The sequence below is a fragment of the Zoogloea sp. genome (genome assembly GCF_030157465.1).
In the GTDB taxonomy this organism is placed as follows: Bacteria; Pseudomonadota; Gammaproteobacteria; order Burkholderiales; family Rhodocyclaceae; genus Zoogloea.
The window spans coordinates 15,546-31,470 of sequence record NZ_JAOAUU010000135.1 but is presented as its reverse complement, the minus strand read 5'-3'; the positions used below and the strand labels follow the sequence as shown (position 1 = coordinate 31,470).

General features: G+C 56.9%; 16 protein-coding genes. All 16 read right to left on the bottom strand.

The features are described 5' to 3' along the window. Positions 1–94 precede the first annotated feature (94 nt). The 16 genes from Q1W26_RS16175 to Q1W26_RS16100 all read right to left on the bottom strand — a co-directional run bounded on the left by Q1W26_RS16175 (position 95) and on the right by Q1W26_RS16100 (position 15,903). Complete coding sequence (locus Q1W26_RS16175) at positions 95–1,039, bottom strand: glycosyltransferase family 2 protein (RefSeq protein ID WP_300442342.1); 945 nt, start codon at positions 1,037–1,039, stop codon at positions 95–97. A 10-nt stretch (positions 1,040–1,049) separates the two neighbouring features. Beyond that, a complete protein-coding gene (locus Q1W26_RS16170) occupies positions 1,050–1,445 on the bottom strand; it encodes a GtrA family protein (RefSeq protein ID WP_300442340.1) in 396 nt (131 codons plus the stop codon). After that, on the bottom strand, positions 1,442–2,392 hold the full coding sequence (locus Q1W26_RS16165; protein ID WP_300442338.1) for an NAD-dependent epimerase/dehydratase family protein: 951 nt from the start codon (positions 2,390–2,392) through the stop codon (positions 1,442–1,444). The genes Q1W26_RS16170 and Q1W26_RS16165 overlap by 4 nt, the downstream gene beginning before the upstream one ends. Before the next feature lie 3 nt (positions 2,393–2,395). After that, positions 2,396–3,313, bottom strand: coding sequence for a transketolase C-terminal domain-containing protein (locus Q1W26_RS16160; protein WP_300442336.1), 918 nt, complete (start codon positions 3,311–3,313; stop codon positions 2,396–2,398). Further along, positions 3,313–4,131 (bottom strand): transketolase, encoded by an 819-nt coding sequence (locus Q1W26_RS16155; RefSeq protein ID WP_300442334.1) that lies wholly within the window; start codon positions 4,129–4,131, stop codon positions 3,313–3,315. The genes Q1W26_RS16160 and Q1W26_RS16155 overlap by 1 nt, the downstream gene beginning before the upstream one ends. 12 nt (positions 4,132–4,143) lie before the next feature. Then, the gene (rfbH, locus tag Q1W26_RS16150; RefSeq protein WP_300442332.1) at positions 4,144–5,475 is read right to left on the bottom strand and encodes a lipopolysaccharide biosynthesis protein RfbH; all 1,332 of its coding nucleotides are present in this window, start codon (positions 5,473–5,475) and stop codon (positions 4,144–4,146) included. Then, positions 5,475–6,551: a CDP-glucose 4,6-dehydratase gene (gene rfbG, locus Q1W26_RS16145; protein ID WP_300442330.1), complete on the bottom strand. Its 1,077-nt coding sequence runs from the start codon at positions 6,549–6,551 to the stop codon at positions 5,475–5,477. The genes rfbH and rfbG overlap by 1 nt, the downstream gene beginning before the upstream one ends. After that, positions 6,548–7,324: a glucose-1-phosphate cytidylyltransferase gene (gene rfbF / locus Q1W26_RS16140; RefSeq protein WP_300442328.1), complete on the bottom strand. Its 777-nt coding sequence runs from the start codon at positions 7,322–7,324 to the stop codon at positions 6,548–6,550. The genes rfbG and rfbF overlap by 4 nt, the downstream gene beginning before the upstream one ends. A 154-nt stretch (positions 7,325–7,478) precedes the next feature. Next, a complete protein-coding gene (locus tag Q1W26_RS16135) occupies positions 7,479–8,813 on the bottom strand; it encodes a hypothetical protein (protein WP_300442326.1) in 1,335 nt (444 codons plus the stop codon). 93 nt (positions 8,814–8,906) lie between these two features. Next, positions 8,907–10,361, bottom strand: coding sequence for a hypothetical protein (locus Q1W26_RS16130; RefSeq protein ID WP_300442325.1), 1,455 nt, complete (start codon positions 10,359–10,361; stop codon positions 8,907–8,909). After that, on the bottom strand, positions 10,358–11,092 hold the full coding sequence (locus Q1W26_RS16125) for a phosphocholine cytidylyltransferase family protein (protein ID WP_300442324.1): 735 nt from the start codon (positions 11,090–11,092) through the stop codon (positions 10,358–10,360). The genes Q1W26_RS16130 and Q1W26_RS16125 overlap by 4 nt, the downstream gene beginning before the upstream one ends. Beyond that, the gene (locus tag Q1W26_RS16120; protein WP_300442322.1) at positions 11,089–11,658 is read right to left on the bottom strand and encodes a gamma-glutamyl-gamma-aminobutyrate hydrolase family protein; all 570 of its coding nucleotides are present in this window, start codon (positions 11,656–11,658) and stop codon (positions 11,089–11,091) included. The genes Q1W26_RS16125 and Q1W26_RS16120 overlap by 4 nt, the downstream gene beginning before the upstream one ends. A gap of 22 nt (positions 11,659–11,680) precedes the next feature. Continuing rightward, positions 11,681–14,104, bottom strand: a complete 2,424-nt coding sequence (locus Q1W26_RS16115; RefSeq protein WP_300442320.1) for a PEP-utilizing enzyme — start codon at positions 14,102–14,104, stop codon at positions 11,681–11,683. Next, on the bottom strand, positions 14,101–14,826 hold the full coding sequence (locus Q1W26_RS16110) for a formyltransferase family protein (protein ID WP_300442318.1): 726 nt from the start codon (positions 14,824–14,826) through the stop codon (positions 14,101–14,103). The genes Q1W26_RS16115 and Q1W26_RS16110 overlap by 4 nt, the downstream gene beginning before the upstream one ends. Beyond that, positions 14,816–15,385, bottom strand: a complete 570-nt coding sequence (locus Q1W26_RS16105; RefSeq protein WP_300442316.1) for a hypothetical protein — start codon at positions 15,383–15,385, stop codon at positions 14,816–14,818. Before Q1W26_RS16105 ends, Q1W26_RS16110 begins: the two co-directional genes overlap by 11 nt. Then, positions 15,382–15,903, bottom strand: a complete 522-nt coding sequence (locus Q1W26_RS16100) for an adenylyl-sulfate kinase (RefSeq protein WP_300442314.1) — start codon at positions 15,901–15,903, stop codon at positions 15,382–15,384. Before Q1W26_RS16100 ends, Q1W26_RS16105 begins: the two co-directional genes overlap by 4 nt. Between the last annotated feature and the right edge of the window lie 22 nt (positions 15,904–15,925).

The following is a 15,925-nucleotide window of genomic DNA, read 5'->3' as shown; positions in this document are numbered from 1 at the left end:
CCTTGTGATTTCTTCGCGTAAGACAGGATTCTAACCGTTCAGGAGAGCCGGCAGAGCCGGTTCAAAAACGGCCGCAACTCGCCCCCCATTGCGTCTATTTGTCGAAATTTATTCTCTCAAGTTCAATCACGTGCGGCATGTTCCGGACTTGGGTATGTATGGCACCAATGTACTCACCCAAAAGCCCGATAAAAAACATCTGAACCGCCCCAAAGAAGAACAGACCGATCAAAACAGGAGCAATCCCCAGTTCAAAGGAATTCCAAAAGAGCAACTTTGCAACAAAAAAACCAAAGGTCAAAAACAGACTCACGATAGCCAGCCCAAACCCGGCCATGGTCATCAATCGCAGCGGCACCTTGGAATGGTTGGTAATGCCAAGCATCGCGATGTCGTAAAGCGTGTAGAAATTATTCTTCGTCACACCTCGCGCCCGACGCGGTTGCTTGAAAGGCACCGTTGCTATCGGAAAACCGATCTCGCAGACAAGACCGCGAAAGTAAGGATAGGGATCCTTCAGGTTGCGCAGTACATCCAGCACAGCACGATCAAAAAGCCCCGCCCCGGTAGCATTCTGAACCAGGGGCACCTCGGAAATACGGGTGACAGTCTTGTAATAAAGTTTGCGGATCCGGAACATCAGCGCCGACTCTTCGCTTTCCGGCTTCACTGCCATCACGGTCTTGTAACCGGCCTCCCATTTCTCGACGAACTCGCGAATCATCTCGGGAGGATCCTGCAAGTCCGCTGCAATCAGGACGGCCGCATCGCCATTAGCCTGCAGGAGCGCATGATAAGGTGAGCGGATATGGCCAAAATTCCGCGCATTGACGATGATCTTGACGTTATTGTCCCGTGCTGCAATCGCCTTCAGCTTCTCGACGGTGCCATCCGTAGAATGGTTGTCGATACAGATATGCTCATAACGATACGGCAGAGTCGCCATCACTTCCGATACGCGCTGACAAAGCTCATCGACGTTATCTTCCTCGTTATAACAAGGCGTCACAATACTGATCAGTTTTTTTTCCGAAGTCACAACAACAATCCTATTTTTTAAAAACCAGAAAATTCATCAAAACCCAGCTCAGCAAGACACTCGGAGGAACGCAAAGCCCCTGAGCATAATAAGGATTAAGGCCAGACTCCCGGATCAGCCACCCGAGAAAAAAAACATTGACGGCATAAACAAAGCAATAAGCCAGAACAAACTTTGCAAACACGAACAACCCGGACTCACCACGAAACACAAGCCGGTTGAAACTGAAATAGTTAAAAACCACCCCCATGACGGTGGCAATCAACAGCGCTCGGGAATACCCTGCCCCAAAATACACTGCAGCGACATAAACCAGATATCCAAAAGCCGTATTAAGTACACCCGTGCTCAAAAACCGGATCACTCTGGAGTCAATAAGCCCCACCCAACCAGCCTGGACTTTCATCGAGCCAAACCACCTGATGCATCTTTACAGAGCAAAGCTCGTGCCTCACGCAGCACCCCCTCCAAAGAGGTCAGAGCAGGCACATAACCAAAATCGGCAGCCCGGGTATTTTTCGAATAATAACAAGGCTTGCTACCCGTGGCATTAAGCCCGGAGCCGGCCTCGGCAATCTCGAAACTCAAGCCAAACTCCTGTTGCATCGCTGCCAGCAAGGTTGGCTTATCCACTGGCGCCAGGCTGTAACAATCGACGGCCACATTCACAGCAGGCGAACAAAGCATCGCCTGAACCAGTGCGTAAAAATCGTCGGGGTGCAAGAAATCCCGAACGATGTAATCAGCAGATGTTTGCAGCACAGCCTTGTCACGAATGGCCCGCACGATATCCGAAATCAAAAATCGTGCGGACACATCCTGCGTTCTGCTGAAATAATTAAACACCCGCAAATCAACAACGGGCAATTCAGGCAGGGACCGATGGCGACATTCAGCATGCAGCTTGGCAACGGCATACCAGTCCTGGGGCTGGAGATCATTGATCGCCACCACTGCGCGGCTAGCCCTGTCCACAGGCTTGTCGAAGCTGGCTCCGTAGGCTGCCCCGCTGCTTAAAAAGATATATCGGCAGGCGGGATGCACTCGGACATAGTCCAGAGCCATATCGTCGTATTTGAGCGTGACATCGAATATCGACGCCCCCATTGCCGCCGCCTGGGCCGGATTTCCCACACCAACGAAATTCAGGATGGCATCGAAGTGGAGGCCGGTGCTAAATGCCTCAAAACCCGCTACATCCATCTGGCCTGACAAGCCATTCAGCCCCAGCCACTCGGCAACGACATCTGGACGACGCGCGAAAAGCATCAACTGGTGATTGCTCTGTGTGCTGAAAGATAAAATAAGGTCTTTGGCGATCTGGCTGGTCGCACCAAGTATGGCTATGCGCATGACTCAATTTGCAGGCAGAAAAGCACGAATATCTTTCTCGATCGATGCCCGATCCAGACCGTGCTCCTTGAGCAAATATTCGTAGGTTCCACAATAATGGGAGAAGCGGTCACGGACACCCACCCGGAGAATCCGAACAGGTGCGTGCTCAGAGGCGATTTCGGCAATCATGGAGCCCAAGCCTCCCAGTATCGAGTGCTCCTCAAAAACGACAAGCGCCTTGACTTTCCTGCAAATATTCACCACTTGCTCACTATCAACCGGCTTTATAAATGGGACGCTCCATACAGCCGAATCGGGATAAAGCTCGGATGCAATATTCAGGGCAGTACGCACCAGCGCCCCTGTGGCGATGAACGCCACATCGCCATTCGTGCCAGACCGGGCCTCCAGCAACTCGCCAATCTTCGGCTGATCCAAAGCAGAATGGACATCACCACGATCCGATTTCCCCATCCGCAAATACACCGCAGATTTTGACTGATAAGCCAACTCCATGCAGGCCTTGACTTCGAAGCGATCCGCCGGCGAAAAGACCGACAAGTTGGGGATTGCACGTGTGCACGCGATATCTTCAGTCGATTGATGACTTGTGCCGAGGTGGCTATAAACAAAACCCGCCCCGTCGCCAATAAAAACCACCGGCAGTTGATCATGGGCTACATCAAGCTTTATCTGCTCGACAACTCGCACTGGCACGAAAGCGCTCAAGCCATAAACAAAGGGTCTGAAACCGATACGTGCCAGCCCGGCTGCCATGCCAACCATGTTCTGCTCGGCGATACCCGCATTGATGTACTGCGCCGGGCACTCCTTGCGAAACTCGTCAAACAAGGCATATCCATGATCCCCGGTGAGAAGCAGTACATTGGGATCCGCCTTGGCCAGTCGAACGAGTGCTTCTGAAAACGCGTCTCTCATCATTCGCTCCCGGCTACAGCAGACAGCGCACGTGCATAGGTCTCGGCATCGAGGCGAGTGTAGTGCCAGATATTATTGTTTTCCATAAACGGTACACCTTTCCCTTTTACGGTTCTGGCAACAAGCGCTTTCGGCGAAGCGGATGGGCTTTCCCAAAGCCGATTTATTGCATCATTGATCGCCATTTCATCATGACCATCAACGGTAAGCGCTTCAAAACCGAAACTCTCGAATTTCGACTGCACCGACCCCAATCCCAAAACATCCGCAGTGCGCCCCATCGCCTGATAGCCGTTTTCATCCACGATGACCATGAAGTTGTTCAGGCAATGATGTGCCGCAAAGAGCGCGCCCTCCCAGACGGGTCCTTCGTTGATCTCGCCATCACCCACAAGGGCATAGACTTTTTGATCGGCACCACGCAGCGAGGCTCCCTTGGCCAGTCCCACGCCAACGGAAAATCCATGCCCAAGGGATCCGGACGTTACTTCCAGGCCGGGAATGCGCGAATCGGACAAGCCCTTGAGATCGCTGCCGTCGGCAAAATAACCTGAAAAAGCTTCATCCTTCAGCCACCCCAGCTCACGCATGCACGCATACTGAGCCATGACACCGTGGCCCTTGCTGAGCACAAGGTAATCACGGCCCTGCGCGAGCGGATCGTTGCCGGGGTAGCGCAAATGACTCCGATACAACACGGCAAGCAGTTCAATAATCGAGAATGCACAACCGATATGGACGGTAGAGCCGGCGTAAGCCATGTCCAGAACTGTCTTGCGAAGAGCCTTGGCATCAAATGCCCTGGGCGTGGAATTCATCGCTATTCCTGTTTAGAAATTGACACCCAAAAAGGTCTCGATCTTGCTCGCCGTGAAATCCAGCATTTCATTGGTCAGCGCCGGCTGCACCCCGACCCAGAAAGTGTTTTTCATGACCGTATCCGTATTGGTCAATTCACCACTCACCCTGAAGTTCTGACCGATCATGTAAGGCTGACGTGTGAGGTTGCCCGCAAACAGCAGACGGGTACCGACCTTGTTCTGATCAAGATACTGCAGCAGATCGACACGCGTGACGGGAGCATTATCCCTGAGGGTGATCGGAAAGCCGAACCACGACGGATCAGCACCCGGAGTGGCTTCGGGAAGAATCAGGAATTCTTCGCAGGTGGCCAGGCGATCCTTGAGGAAGGCAAAATTATCTTTGCGCCGCTGAATGAAAGCAGGCGCTTTATCGAGCTGGGCCAGACCGCACGCAGCCTGCATGTCGGTGATTTTAAGATTGTAGCCAAGATGGCTGTAGGTGTACTTGTGATCGTAGCCTTCAGGCAAGTTTCCCAATTTCTGGCAAAAGCGACGGCCGCAAGTATTGTCTTTTCCCGGCGGGCAGTAGCAGTCACGCCCCCAATCCCGGAAACTTTCCGCAATCTGCTTCAGCTCAGAGTTATTGGTGAATACCGCCCCACCCTCGCCCATCGTAATGTGGTGCGCGGGATAAAAACTCAGCGTGCCGATATCTCCGAAGGTGCCGACGAGTTGACCATTGTAAGTAGAGCCCAAAGCATCACAGCAATCCTCAACCAGCCACAAATTGTGCTTCTTGCACAATGCAACGATGACATCCAGGTTGTAAGGATTCCCCAGCGTGTGGGCAAGCATGATCGCCTTGGTCTTCGGGCCAATGGCAGCTTCAATCTTGCTGGCGTCGATATTGTAGGTTCCGAGTTCGACGTCAACAAAAACCGGAACGGCACCGAACTGGAGAATGGGATTGACCGTCGTGGGAAAGCCGGCGGCAACACCGATCACTTCATCCCCCGGCTTGATGGCCCGATCACCGAGTTTGGGCGAAGTGAGCGCCGAGAACGCGACCAGATTGGCAGACGAACCGGAATTAACGGTAATCAGGTATTTGACGCCGATGAATTGCGCGAGGCGCTGCTCGAACTCGTCATTGAAACGACCGGTCGTCAGCCAACCATCCAGCGACGCCTCAACCATGTTCTTGAGTTCTTCGGCGCCGATAACCTTGCCAGACGGGGGAACAACCGAAACACCGGGAAAAAACGATTGCGGAGCCAGAGCAATCGAGGCGTATTCATCGACAAGCTTGGCAATTTGTTCCCGAATTTCTTGAGTTTTAGCGTTTTGCATAATGGCCATCAGTTTCTGATAAGTGATTCATAAGCATTGATCTGAGCCAGCGTCAGCGCATGGACATCCGCACCCGCCTGACGCCCCTTGCTCCAGGCAACAATATATCTCAGAGCATCCTCCAGACGCAGTGCCGGATGCCAGTCGAGGCGGCTACGAACCTTTGAAATATCCAATTTGAGATAGGACGCTTCGTGGGGATGCTCGCCCGTATCGATCTGCCAGCTGGCGCCGTCCCCCCACATTTCAGCCATCTGCTCCACGATCCAGCCCACCGGCTTGGCATCTTCGTCATTGGGTCCGAAATTCCAGCCCTCGCCATAACCAGTACCATCGTGGTAAAGGCGTTCGGCCAGGGTCAGATAGCCGCGCAACGGCTCCAGGACGTGCTGCCAGGGACGAATGGCATGCGGATTGCGGATGTTGACTGTCCGGCCATTGAGAAAAGCGTTCAGGAGATCGGGCACGAGACGATCCATTGCCCAGTCCCCTCCCCCGATGACATTACCGGCCCGAACGGTCGCAATTGCCACACCGTGCCGCGCGTAATCATCAGGGTTAAAAAAGGATGAACGGTAAGCGGCACTTACGAGTTCTGCACATCCCTTGCTGTTGCTGTAGGGATCATACCCGCCCATAGGCTCGTTTTCACGATAGCCCCAAACCCACTCGCGGTTCTCATAGCACTTGTCTGTCGTTATATTGACGACAGCCTTGACGCCGGCAGTGTTACGCACCGCCTCCAGCAAGTGGACCGTGCCCATCACGTTGGTCTGATAGGTCTCGATCGGGTTAACGTACGAATACCGCACCAATGGCTGAGCCGCCATGTGAATGACGATCTCGGGCCTGGCTGCCTGCATGGCCTGCTGAAGAACAAGAGGGTCGCGTATATCGCCAATGATCGAGCGCATGCCGGCCCCAACGTTCCCCTCCTCGAAAAGACTAGGCTCCGTGGGCGGCGCAAGCGCAAAGCCGGTCAATTCCACCCCAAGGCTTTGAAGCCACAATGACAACCAGCTGCCTTTGAAGCCGGTATGGCCAGTCAGAAAAACCCGCTTGCCTCGCCAGAAATCGGGATTCATTCCCAAACCTTCCACGGCGCCTTGCCGCTGGCCCACAGCTCTTCCAGATGGTGCTTGTCACGCAAAGTATCCATCGGCTGCCAGAACCCCTGGTGCTGGAAAGCCGACAATTGCCCGCTTTCGGCCAGAGCCTCAAGAGGCTCGCGCTCCCAGATCGATGAATCGTCCTTGACAAGATCGATCACCTTGGGAGAAAGCACGAAGAAACCGCCATTGATCATGCCGCCGTCGCCCTTGGGCTTTTCCTTGAAGGAACTGACACGATTTTCGGAGTTGATATCCAGGGCGCCGAAACGGCCCGGAGGGTATGTCGCGGTCAGGGTTGCCAGCGTCTTCTGCTCACGATGGAAAGCGATCAACTCGGCGATATTGACGTCGCTCACACCATCACCGTAGGTAAAGCAGAAAGCCTCCTCGTCCTTGAGATAGGGGGCAACACGCTTCAAACGCCCGCCAGTCATCGTTTCCTCACCCGTATCAATCAGCGTAACCCTCCACGGTTCGGCGAACTGCTGACGCACCTCCATCTGATTGTTGGCCATATCGAAGGTAACATCGGACATATGAAGGAAGTAATTGGCAAAATACTCCTTGATGATGTACCCCTTGTAGCCACAGCAAATGATGAAATCATTGATCCCGTACCGGGAATATATTTTCATTATGTGCCAGAGAATCGGCTTGCCACCGATTTCTATCATTGGTTTCGGCTTCAGATGAGTCTCTTCGGAAATACGGGTTCCGAGACCGCCTGCCAGAATTACAGCTTTCATAAAATTTCTCTCCCCTACAGCCTTTATCCAGTTCAACGAAAACAACAATTCGATACGCTCATCCAGGTTGACGAGCAAAACATTTATTGCATGACTGGCAGGTCCTGGTCACGTTAAAAAAAGACCTGACCCAGCTTCAAAAAATCCGCATCACTTACCTGCTCAGACGGCGCTTGGCAAGCACCTCCTTCCAGGCCAGGGAAAAAATTGCGATGAAAGAAAAGACCGAAAATATCTTCACTGCAAAAAAATACCGCGCTTCATAGTGTGCAAAGGTGAAGACAACAAAAAAGCACGCGTAGAACGATACGGACTGCCAAAGGTAAACATAAAAACTCGGACTCCGGCGCGCAAGCCACAACACCGGAAAGGTAGCCAGCACGAAAAACAGGAACAGGAAATTCGCGACGTCATTTACAGAACTCGAACTCTCTGCCGGAGAAGTATAGGCAGGAAGATCGGAAAACCAGTAATCATCCAGAATACCCAGTTTAATCGCGTACCAATCACTTACGTTGTTGACAAAAGCCCGATAAAAACCTTCCTTTTCCGATGTTCCGCAATAGCTGGGATCGACTCTGCACGCTGCGTTACCGCCACCACGAACGATCCAGCCGCCCCCTACATCCAGGAGCTCCTTGTCTGTCATGCTCGCATTCTTGTAAATCAGCTGCGCGGTCTGAACCCATGAGAAATTCTTGGTGTCAGTAAAACTGTAAATGCGCCACGGCGCCATTGCAACGTTGGCGACCACGACGGCAACTGCAACGAACTTCAAGGCAGAAGAAAAGTTCGATTGACTTTGCTCTGAAGCCTTTCGACGAATGACCAAGAAATAAGCTACAAAAGAGACGATGGCAGTCAGCGTCAAAAACGTGACTATCAGTTCAAATTGCGATCTGAAATACGCAGAAAGGGCCAGCATCAAGCCGGCAAAAACCGCGCTGACCCACGACCTATCCCTCACAGCGACGGGAACAAGAAACAAAAACGTCAAAAAGAATGCAATCGAAAACCCTTCACCAAGGATTATCCCACCGGGCTGCAGTACAAAAAATCGGGTTACAGGAAAAAGCAAAGGCACCAATGGGAGAGTCGAAGCGACACCTTCCGGTAGAACACCTCGAAGAAAGCCCCGAAAAACCGAGAGCATGAGAGCGAAGCAGGCAGCGTTAATCAACACCAGAACAAGAATAAACGGCGCATCGATGCCAAAAACCTTAAGAACCATCCCCTCAAGAAACATGAACCCCGGCGGCCAAAGCCTGATCAACCAGGCATTCTCGGCCTTGATCCAGCCGTGAGTGAAAACATCCCGGGCGCCAATCGCAAAGGAGCCAGGATCACCAAGCTTCGTGACGTCATCCGGCGTCATGAAATTGCTGATGGTCGACAACAGATAAGGCTGCCCGGGAATGTCACGGACAAAAAGGCCGACAAGAGCCGACACAATAAAATATAAAAAAAAGTAATTTATGTTTTTACTCATATTTAACGCCTTCAAAATTCAAAACATCAGCCCGTTAAACGGATCTTAAAAAATCGCCGGGACATCGCAAAGCCGTTTCGCACATTCAGGCTTTCAGGCCAGGCGGGCCCGAAGCTTTCGGGCAAAGCGATAAATGGCCTGCCCGACGAAACGGGACAATACAAACTGGTTCTGCACCCAGCAGGCCCATTCGTCGGACTGCCGCTCGAAGGATGTCACCATCCTGGGCACCTCGAAAAGTGCTGAAGTATAGTGCGCGAAATATGCACTCAGCACCTCGGGACGGTGAAAAGCCTCATAACGGGCCCTGGCCAGGCGGCTTTCCCCGGGCAAAGCATCGAGCTTGATACTCGCGAAATGCGCCAATAACTCGGCAGGCGTTCTCCAACTGAAGGCTTCCGGGTAAGCCAGTTCGAGACAACTCAATATCCGGGAGTAGAGATGCCTGTGCAGGACAACGGGTACCCCAGCCCCCATGGCCTCAATGAGGGTGATCCCGCCCCCGTATGGAAAAGACGCGATATAGACATCCACGCCATGCTCCTGCAGCGCCTTCCAGACACTCGGAACCCACTCGATATAAATGAATTTGTCAGCGGGAATCCCCTCCTTGCGCAGGCCGCGACGCAACCTGAATAAAGCCCAAGGACTCAGCCGGCCAATGTGGATGTGCCGCCCCCCTGTCACTTTGAGCAGCTTCGGGACAAGATCAAGATAGCTGACAAAATACGGAATCTCTATCTTGTTGGAGCGCGCCGCTGTTGCAGTAGTCAGATGCCCTTCCGGAGCAAAGGGGCGCTCATCCGGACGCCCGCCCTTGTCCTCGAAAGTAAAAGGCAGATAGACATTCTCGACGCCCAGCATTTCACGGCAGTGGTGATAGCCCATGGGGTGAGGATCTATATGCACCAGGTGATCCAGATACACGCCGAGACACAGATGGTGATCTCCATGATGATAGAAGCTGGCGTCAAACCCCATCTCCGGCTGGATGGCCGCCACTGCAACGCTGTCCTGGTGATGATTGAAAAGGTAGACATGCTCGGGATTGCAGCTGACCAGCGCCCCTTGCAGCCAGTCCAGACGGGCGCCAAAGTCGCCGCGGGGAGCCGACAGAAAGCGCACATTCGACTGCCCTGCGAAAACCTGGGTCAGATGCGCCCAGTCGGAAGGGCCGCCAATCCCAGTGGCCAGGATCAAGTGGTCTTTCTCCGGCCTCGCCCGGATAAAATCCTCGACGAGTCGCGAATGCCCGCCAGACTTCTGCAGGCGGCTGAGCACGTAGATCACCAGGGGCCGCGCTCCGCGGCCAGGCCAGGAATAGACCGCCGGCGAACTGCCACGCGCCAAATTGTGCCGACCGATGCGCTGGCACAGGGCATCCAGCTCACGGGATGCAAACACCTGGGCCGTGCACAAGGGCTCGGTGATGACGCGCTCGACAAAGTCATGGACCAGACGCAGGGCACGGTCGAGCAGGCCCTGCGCAAGCGCCCGTTCAGCGGACTCGACCAGGGACAGGACCGATGGCGCAAATCCCATCGTCACGCACCGCCTCGTTGCGGATCGACGTAGGCGCGCAGGTCGTCCGCTGAATCCACCTCACCCCAATCGCCCTCGTAGGGCACCGCCACAACAGGGACGCGTCCCGCATCGATCACTTTCTGCAAGGTTCCCGTCATGTGCATCCGGTCGCACTCTGCAGGCGTGAGGAAACCGCGCAGGCGCAGGACCTCCTGCCAGGCCTCGGGCGTGAAGCGCAGGAGCCCCATGTACTGCCCCTGCACCTGATCCACCGAAGTGGGCTTGTTACCGATTTCTGTCAGACGACCATCGCGCCCAAGGCGGAAGGTTTCCGCGTCGAGCAGTGGATCGCCGAAGCGTCGGGTCCAGAGCGCCAACCAGTGCGGATCGTAGGTAAGTGCCAGGCTGGCCGGACAGTCCATCAGGGAGCGAACGGCAGTCGGCGCGTAGAAAATGTCCGAATAGCTGACAATGCAGGGCTCCGCGGCCAGCCAGGCACGCGCGCAATCCAGCGACGAAACCATGTTGGTATCGGCCCACCGGGGATTGTGAAACGTAACCAGCCCCCGCCCTTCGAGGGCCTCGCGGCGGTAGCCGGTGACGATGGCAATCTCGCTGATCCCTGCGCTGCGCAGGGCCTCCAGTTGCAGATCGAGCAGCGCCTGCCCACGCAGCTCGACAAGGCACTTGGGTCGTTCATCGGTCAGATTTTTCATGCGGCTACCCCGCCCGGCGGCAAGAATGATGGCCTTCATGCAAACACACTCCTTATTGCGTCGATATCCTGCCGGCGGGGAACGGCCTCCCGCTCGGGATGCCACATCCAGCCCTCCCACGGGAGGCTCAGGTGACGGATGGCTTCTATCGTGCCGTCGGCGGCGCGCGCCAGTACCCGGTAACCGGGAGGGCAGCCGGTCAGCGCCAGCGCATGGAAGCTGTTGACGCTCTCGTTGGGGTCAGCCTCCAGGGGGTGCCGCGTCGCGACGTGACCGGTCACCGGCTGCAGTGCCGCGCCAGCCCGGCATCCCATCAACTGCATGCCGCGGCAGATGCCGAGCACAGGAAGCTGCAGCGCTTCGGCCCAGGCGAGCAGGCTCAGTTCGCTTTCATCCCGCCGCGGCACCGTCCCGATATCCTCGCCACCACTGAGAATCAGCCGATCAATGCCCCAGCCTGCGCAGAAATCCGTCACCTGCGCCGCCCCAAGGTTGGGCACCGGTAGCCACAAGGCCCCCGGCAAAGCAACCGCCAGGAAGGGCGCCCAGATCTGGGCCAGGGCATCCCGGTCTTCTGAATAACCGGCCGCGGCCATCACGCGCATGCTTACGCCGATCCGCATTCGCTCACTCACCCCCGAGACACTTGAGGATACGCTGGGCGCAATCCAGCTCAACCTGCCCAGCAGCAAGGATCCGCTCATAGACCTGCTGACCGCAACCGATGGCCGCCGGCAGCCCCAGTTCCGCACAGCGGATCGCCATGTGGGAATTTGCGCCTCCAAACTTGGTAATCAGGGCGCTCGGACTCTTGGTGAAGATCCAGTCAAAACCGGGGTCGGCGCTCTCGATGCAGACGATGCGATTTCTGATGAGGAGATTGGCGGAGGTGTCGGCGTTGAGCTCCATGATCGGCCCGGACGCCTTGCCGCTGCCCACAAAGTTGGGAGCACTGCGGCTGTGAGTGGCAATGTAAAGATCTTCAACACCGAAGATGATGTGACTGAAGCGGAAGGCATGGGCGGCCGCCAGGGTCCGTCGCCCCTCCTCGGCCAACACGAGGAAATGGCGGTCCACGTAGTCCATGCCTGGCTCTACCAGACAATCAGCGAGGCGCGGCCAAGGCAAATGAGACAGGTCGTCCCTCGACAAACCGTGCAGGGCACCCCAACGCCCCAGCGCGCACAAGGCATCCGACAACATCCGTGTAAACAGGAACTTCACGTGCTCCCGACCGGCAATCGCCTTGCGAACGTAGTCCAGTAGCTGCTCGGCACCAAGAACATCCAGCCCGGCTTCGGCCAGCAAAGCGTCAAGCCCGTCCCGCTCGATATCGGTGAGTACGAAATCGAGCGCGCGGGCATGGAACAACAAATCCTGCTCGGTATCGAACAGGTCGTCACGCTCATCGTAACGCAAGGATGTGATCTCGTAGGTGCCCGGGCGAAGGTGGCCGTATTCCCGCAGGAAATCGGCGCGGGACACTTCACTACGGCACGCCTGTGCGTAAGCCATGACCATTTCACCGGTGACCGTGCGGATGCTGCGCCGCAGTTCGGCAACGCGCTCCTCGGTCAGCACACCACGGCGCCGTGCCGAACGCAGCAGGTTCTCGGCGATAAAGGCGTGTCGGGCCACGACGGCGAAGGACAGGGCTCCGTGCTCACGGCACTGTCGGATCAGGAAGGCAGCCCGGGCCAACCAGGCATTTCCTCCGTCATCAACCGGATCGGAAAGCACGGCCTTGTGCACCTCGGCAGTGCCGAGCAGAGCCCGCTCAAGGGTGCTGTCGGGGCCGGCCTTCAGGCTGCTGCGGGTCAGATCACGCAGGGCGCTACGGTAGGTCTGCAATTGGGCGTCATCCAGCAGCGCCGGGTAACGCGCAGAAAAATCCTCATCAAAGCAGAAGTCGAGACAGGTCTGCACAAGCTCGAACTCGACCTTGTCGTGAAGTTCAGGCAAGGCCTGCAGACGATCGAGCCAGGCATTGACCAGCCGCTCGCCGATGGCGTCCGGCAGACCTGCCGGCAGGAAGGAGTTGAAACTTTGCCGAACGTCGATGTAGGGGTGGCCGCTCACCGAGACCATCAACACGGTATGCGGCAAATCCCTGTAGCCCATCATCGCCCGCGCCTTGCACCAAACCCCGTCCGTGATGAGTTCGCGATACAGGGAAACGGCCAGCGGGCGGGGTGTGGTACCAATGATCTCGGCCGGATTCCAGTCTGGCATCACGGCCAGTATCGTCCGTGCGCCGAGAATACCGTCGCGTCGGCGGGAACAGTCACGCACAAAGCTCTTTACATGCACCAGCTGTCGCCGCACCCGGATTTCAGTGACCGGGTGCCAGCTATGGGCCAGGGCGATCCTGCGCACCTGGAAGAGAATCAGCGCCCCGCTCTTGCCCATGCCAAACTCGATGTCGAGTGACGCACACGCGCACAGCGTCTCCAGTTCGCGGGCCAGCCCCAGAAAGGCCGCCACCCGCGGGGAGCGAATCAGCGCCGGATTCGCGTCCCGATAGACGTAAAGCCCCTTGTGGATACCCGCGCCGCTGGTGACCATGTCGGTGCGCCCGGTTTCGTCCTCGTACTCGATGCAGTAATAAGGCGCGCCATGAACCATATCGAAGGTCATGATCACCCCACTGAGGGCAATGTCCTCGGCCATCGACTGGACCAGAACCTGATCGCGGGAATGGCCGGTCATGGAGGCCACCACGTTATCGATGGCGGCGGCCAGCTCATCGCGATCCGAGCAACGAACTTTCAGGCGGCTCAGGAAGGCGCCGGCGTTGGACGACTTCGCACCGTCCTCGACCAGCGCGCTGCTGCGAACAGCCAGCAGGACGCTCTCGAACTGTTGCTGGATAGCGTCGAGCAGTTCATCCCTCTGCGCCAGCCACTGGCCCGCCGAAAAGTGGCAAGACTCCGGAATCTGCGCACCGACAAGACGAGGCTTCAGGCGAAGCAGTGTCTCGGCCTTGGTGCCGAAAGCAAATACGCTCTCTCCGCTGGCAAGGGCCGCGGCATCGAGTCCGGTCTGTTTCATTGCTCCGAAGCTGACGTCAGTGAAAGGATGCTCAGATGTTTGAGCACCGGATGGATGACGTAATAGCTTACGCCGACAGCAGGATCCTGCATCTCGATGGGCTCCAGCGCCCCCCGTCGGGAGAAATCAGCGACCACATGAACGAGCAGATCAGCCCGGATAGCCGGGTCGAACACCTGATCGATGTCCATGCCCTGCGGTGGGCGGGGATACATGCGCCGGGCAATCACCGGGCCGGTGTCGATGGTCCGGTCGAGCACGATGGCGGTCACACCGGGAGCATCCCCGTTCAAAAGCGCGTAGTACAGGGTCGTACTGCCCCGGTAGTCGGGCAAATAGCCTGAATGCACATGCAGGAAGGGAAATCCCAACCCTAGCACCGAGGCGGACACGATCTGTCCGCCGGCCCCGGAATAAATGAGCACCCGCGGAGCGAGGGCCCGGAGGATGCCGACGACCTCCTCCTCGTTCACGCTGCCGGCCGCGCAGGCCTGCACAGGAATCCCGGCACGGCCACAGGTGGCCGCGATCGACTCGCCGTGATCCGGCAGAACCAGACCTTGCCATTGCCTGACAGCATGCAGGGCCGGGCCAGGCGGCTCAGACTCCTCGCCAAGCAGCACGACCCGTTCCGGCAGTAAACCTGCGGCAACCAGGGCCTGAATGTAGGCACGCGAGCGCGCCGTCGGCGCCGCCAGCAGGATCAGGCCGTCAATCATCATGACGGATCTCCTTGAGCCCGACACGTTTCGCCAAGGCGGCCACATGCATTTCTTCCCGCCCGATCAGGCTTTCCAGGCGCACGCGCTGCCCGACATCGAGTCGCCCCGCCAGCGCGGTAAGGGTGTCCAGGCATTTCAGCAAGGCGTTGAGATAGGGCAACGCCGCCCACGTGGTCCAGGCCAGCTCGAGTACTTCGCCAAAGCAGAGGTAGCGTTCCAGAGTGTGATAGTCGGCAGGATCCACCGGACGCCAGTCTGCGCTGTACTCCCCGTGCAGGCGCTTGCTGACCTCGAAACGCTGGACCAGCCGGTCAAGGGTCTGGCGCCCACCGGCATCGGCCAGCCGCGCAGAGATCTCCACCCGCAGGTCGTCGAGAAGCCTGTCCGTCGGACGGGATCGTGCGGCAGCCTCATCAGGCGCGCCCCCGCCCGGCAGCGCCGCCACACCTGCACGCTGTCGGCACCAGGCTGCGAGAAAGGCACGCCCCTCGTAGCGGGAATAAAAATAAGTATTACGCTGCTCAAGGAGATCCCCGACCGCGTAGGGGTACTTCATCATCCTTGCAGCCCCGTCTGGGTGAGAATCCGGGCAGCCACATGTTCCAGTCCGTCGGGATTGCCCGAGCTGTCAATGACCATGTCAGCGGCCACCGGACGCGGGAAGGGAATATCGACCCCGACCACGTTGCTCACCTCGCCCCTGCCGGCTGCCGCATACAGACCTTTCACATCACGCGCCTGCAGTACAGCCAGCGGCGCATCCATGAAAACCTCGAAATAGGAGCTGAAGCGGCGGCGATTCTCCTCTCGCATGTCAGGAAAAATGGACAACACGCAGCACACCACGTGGACACCCTGCCGATCCAGCATCGCACACAAGGCCGTGAGCCTCTCCGCATTGAGGCGGCGCCCCTCGATCGAGTAAGGCGCATCGCCCCGGTCATGGGCAAAAACCTCCCGCAACTCATCCCCGTCGAGCAATACCGTATTGGGAGCCAGCGTCCTTAACTGGCGGGCGATCTCCCGCCCCAGCGTGGTCTTGCCCGATCCGGACATACCAATCAACCAGATGACCATCTCAAAGCCCTCCGGCCACATC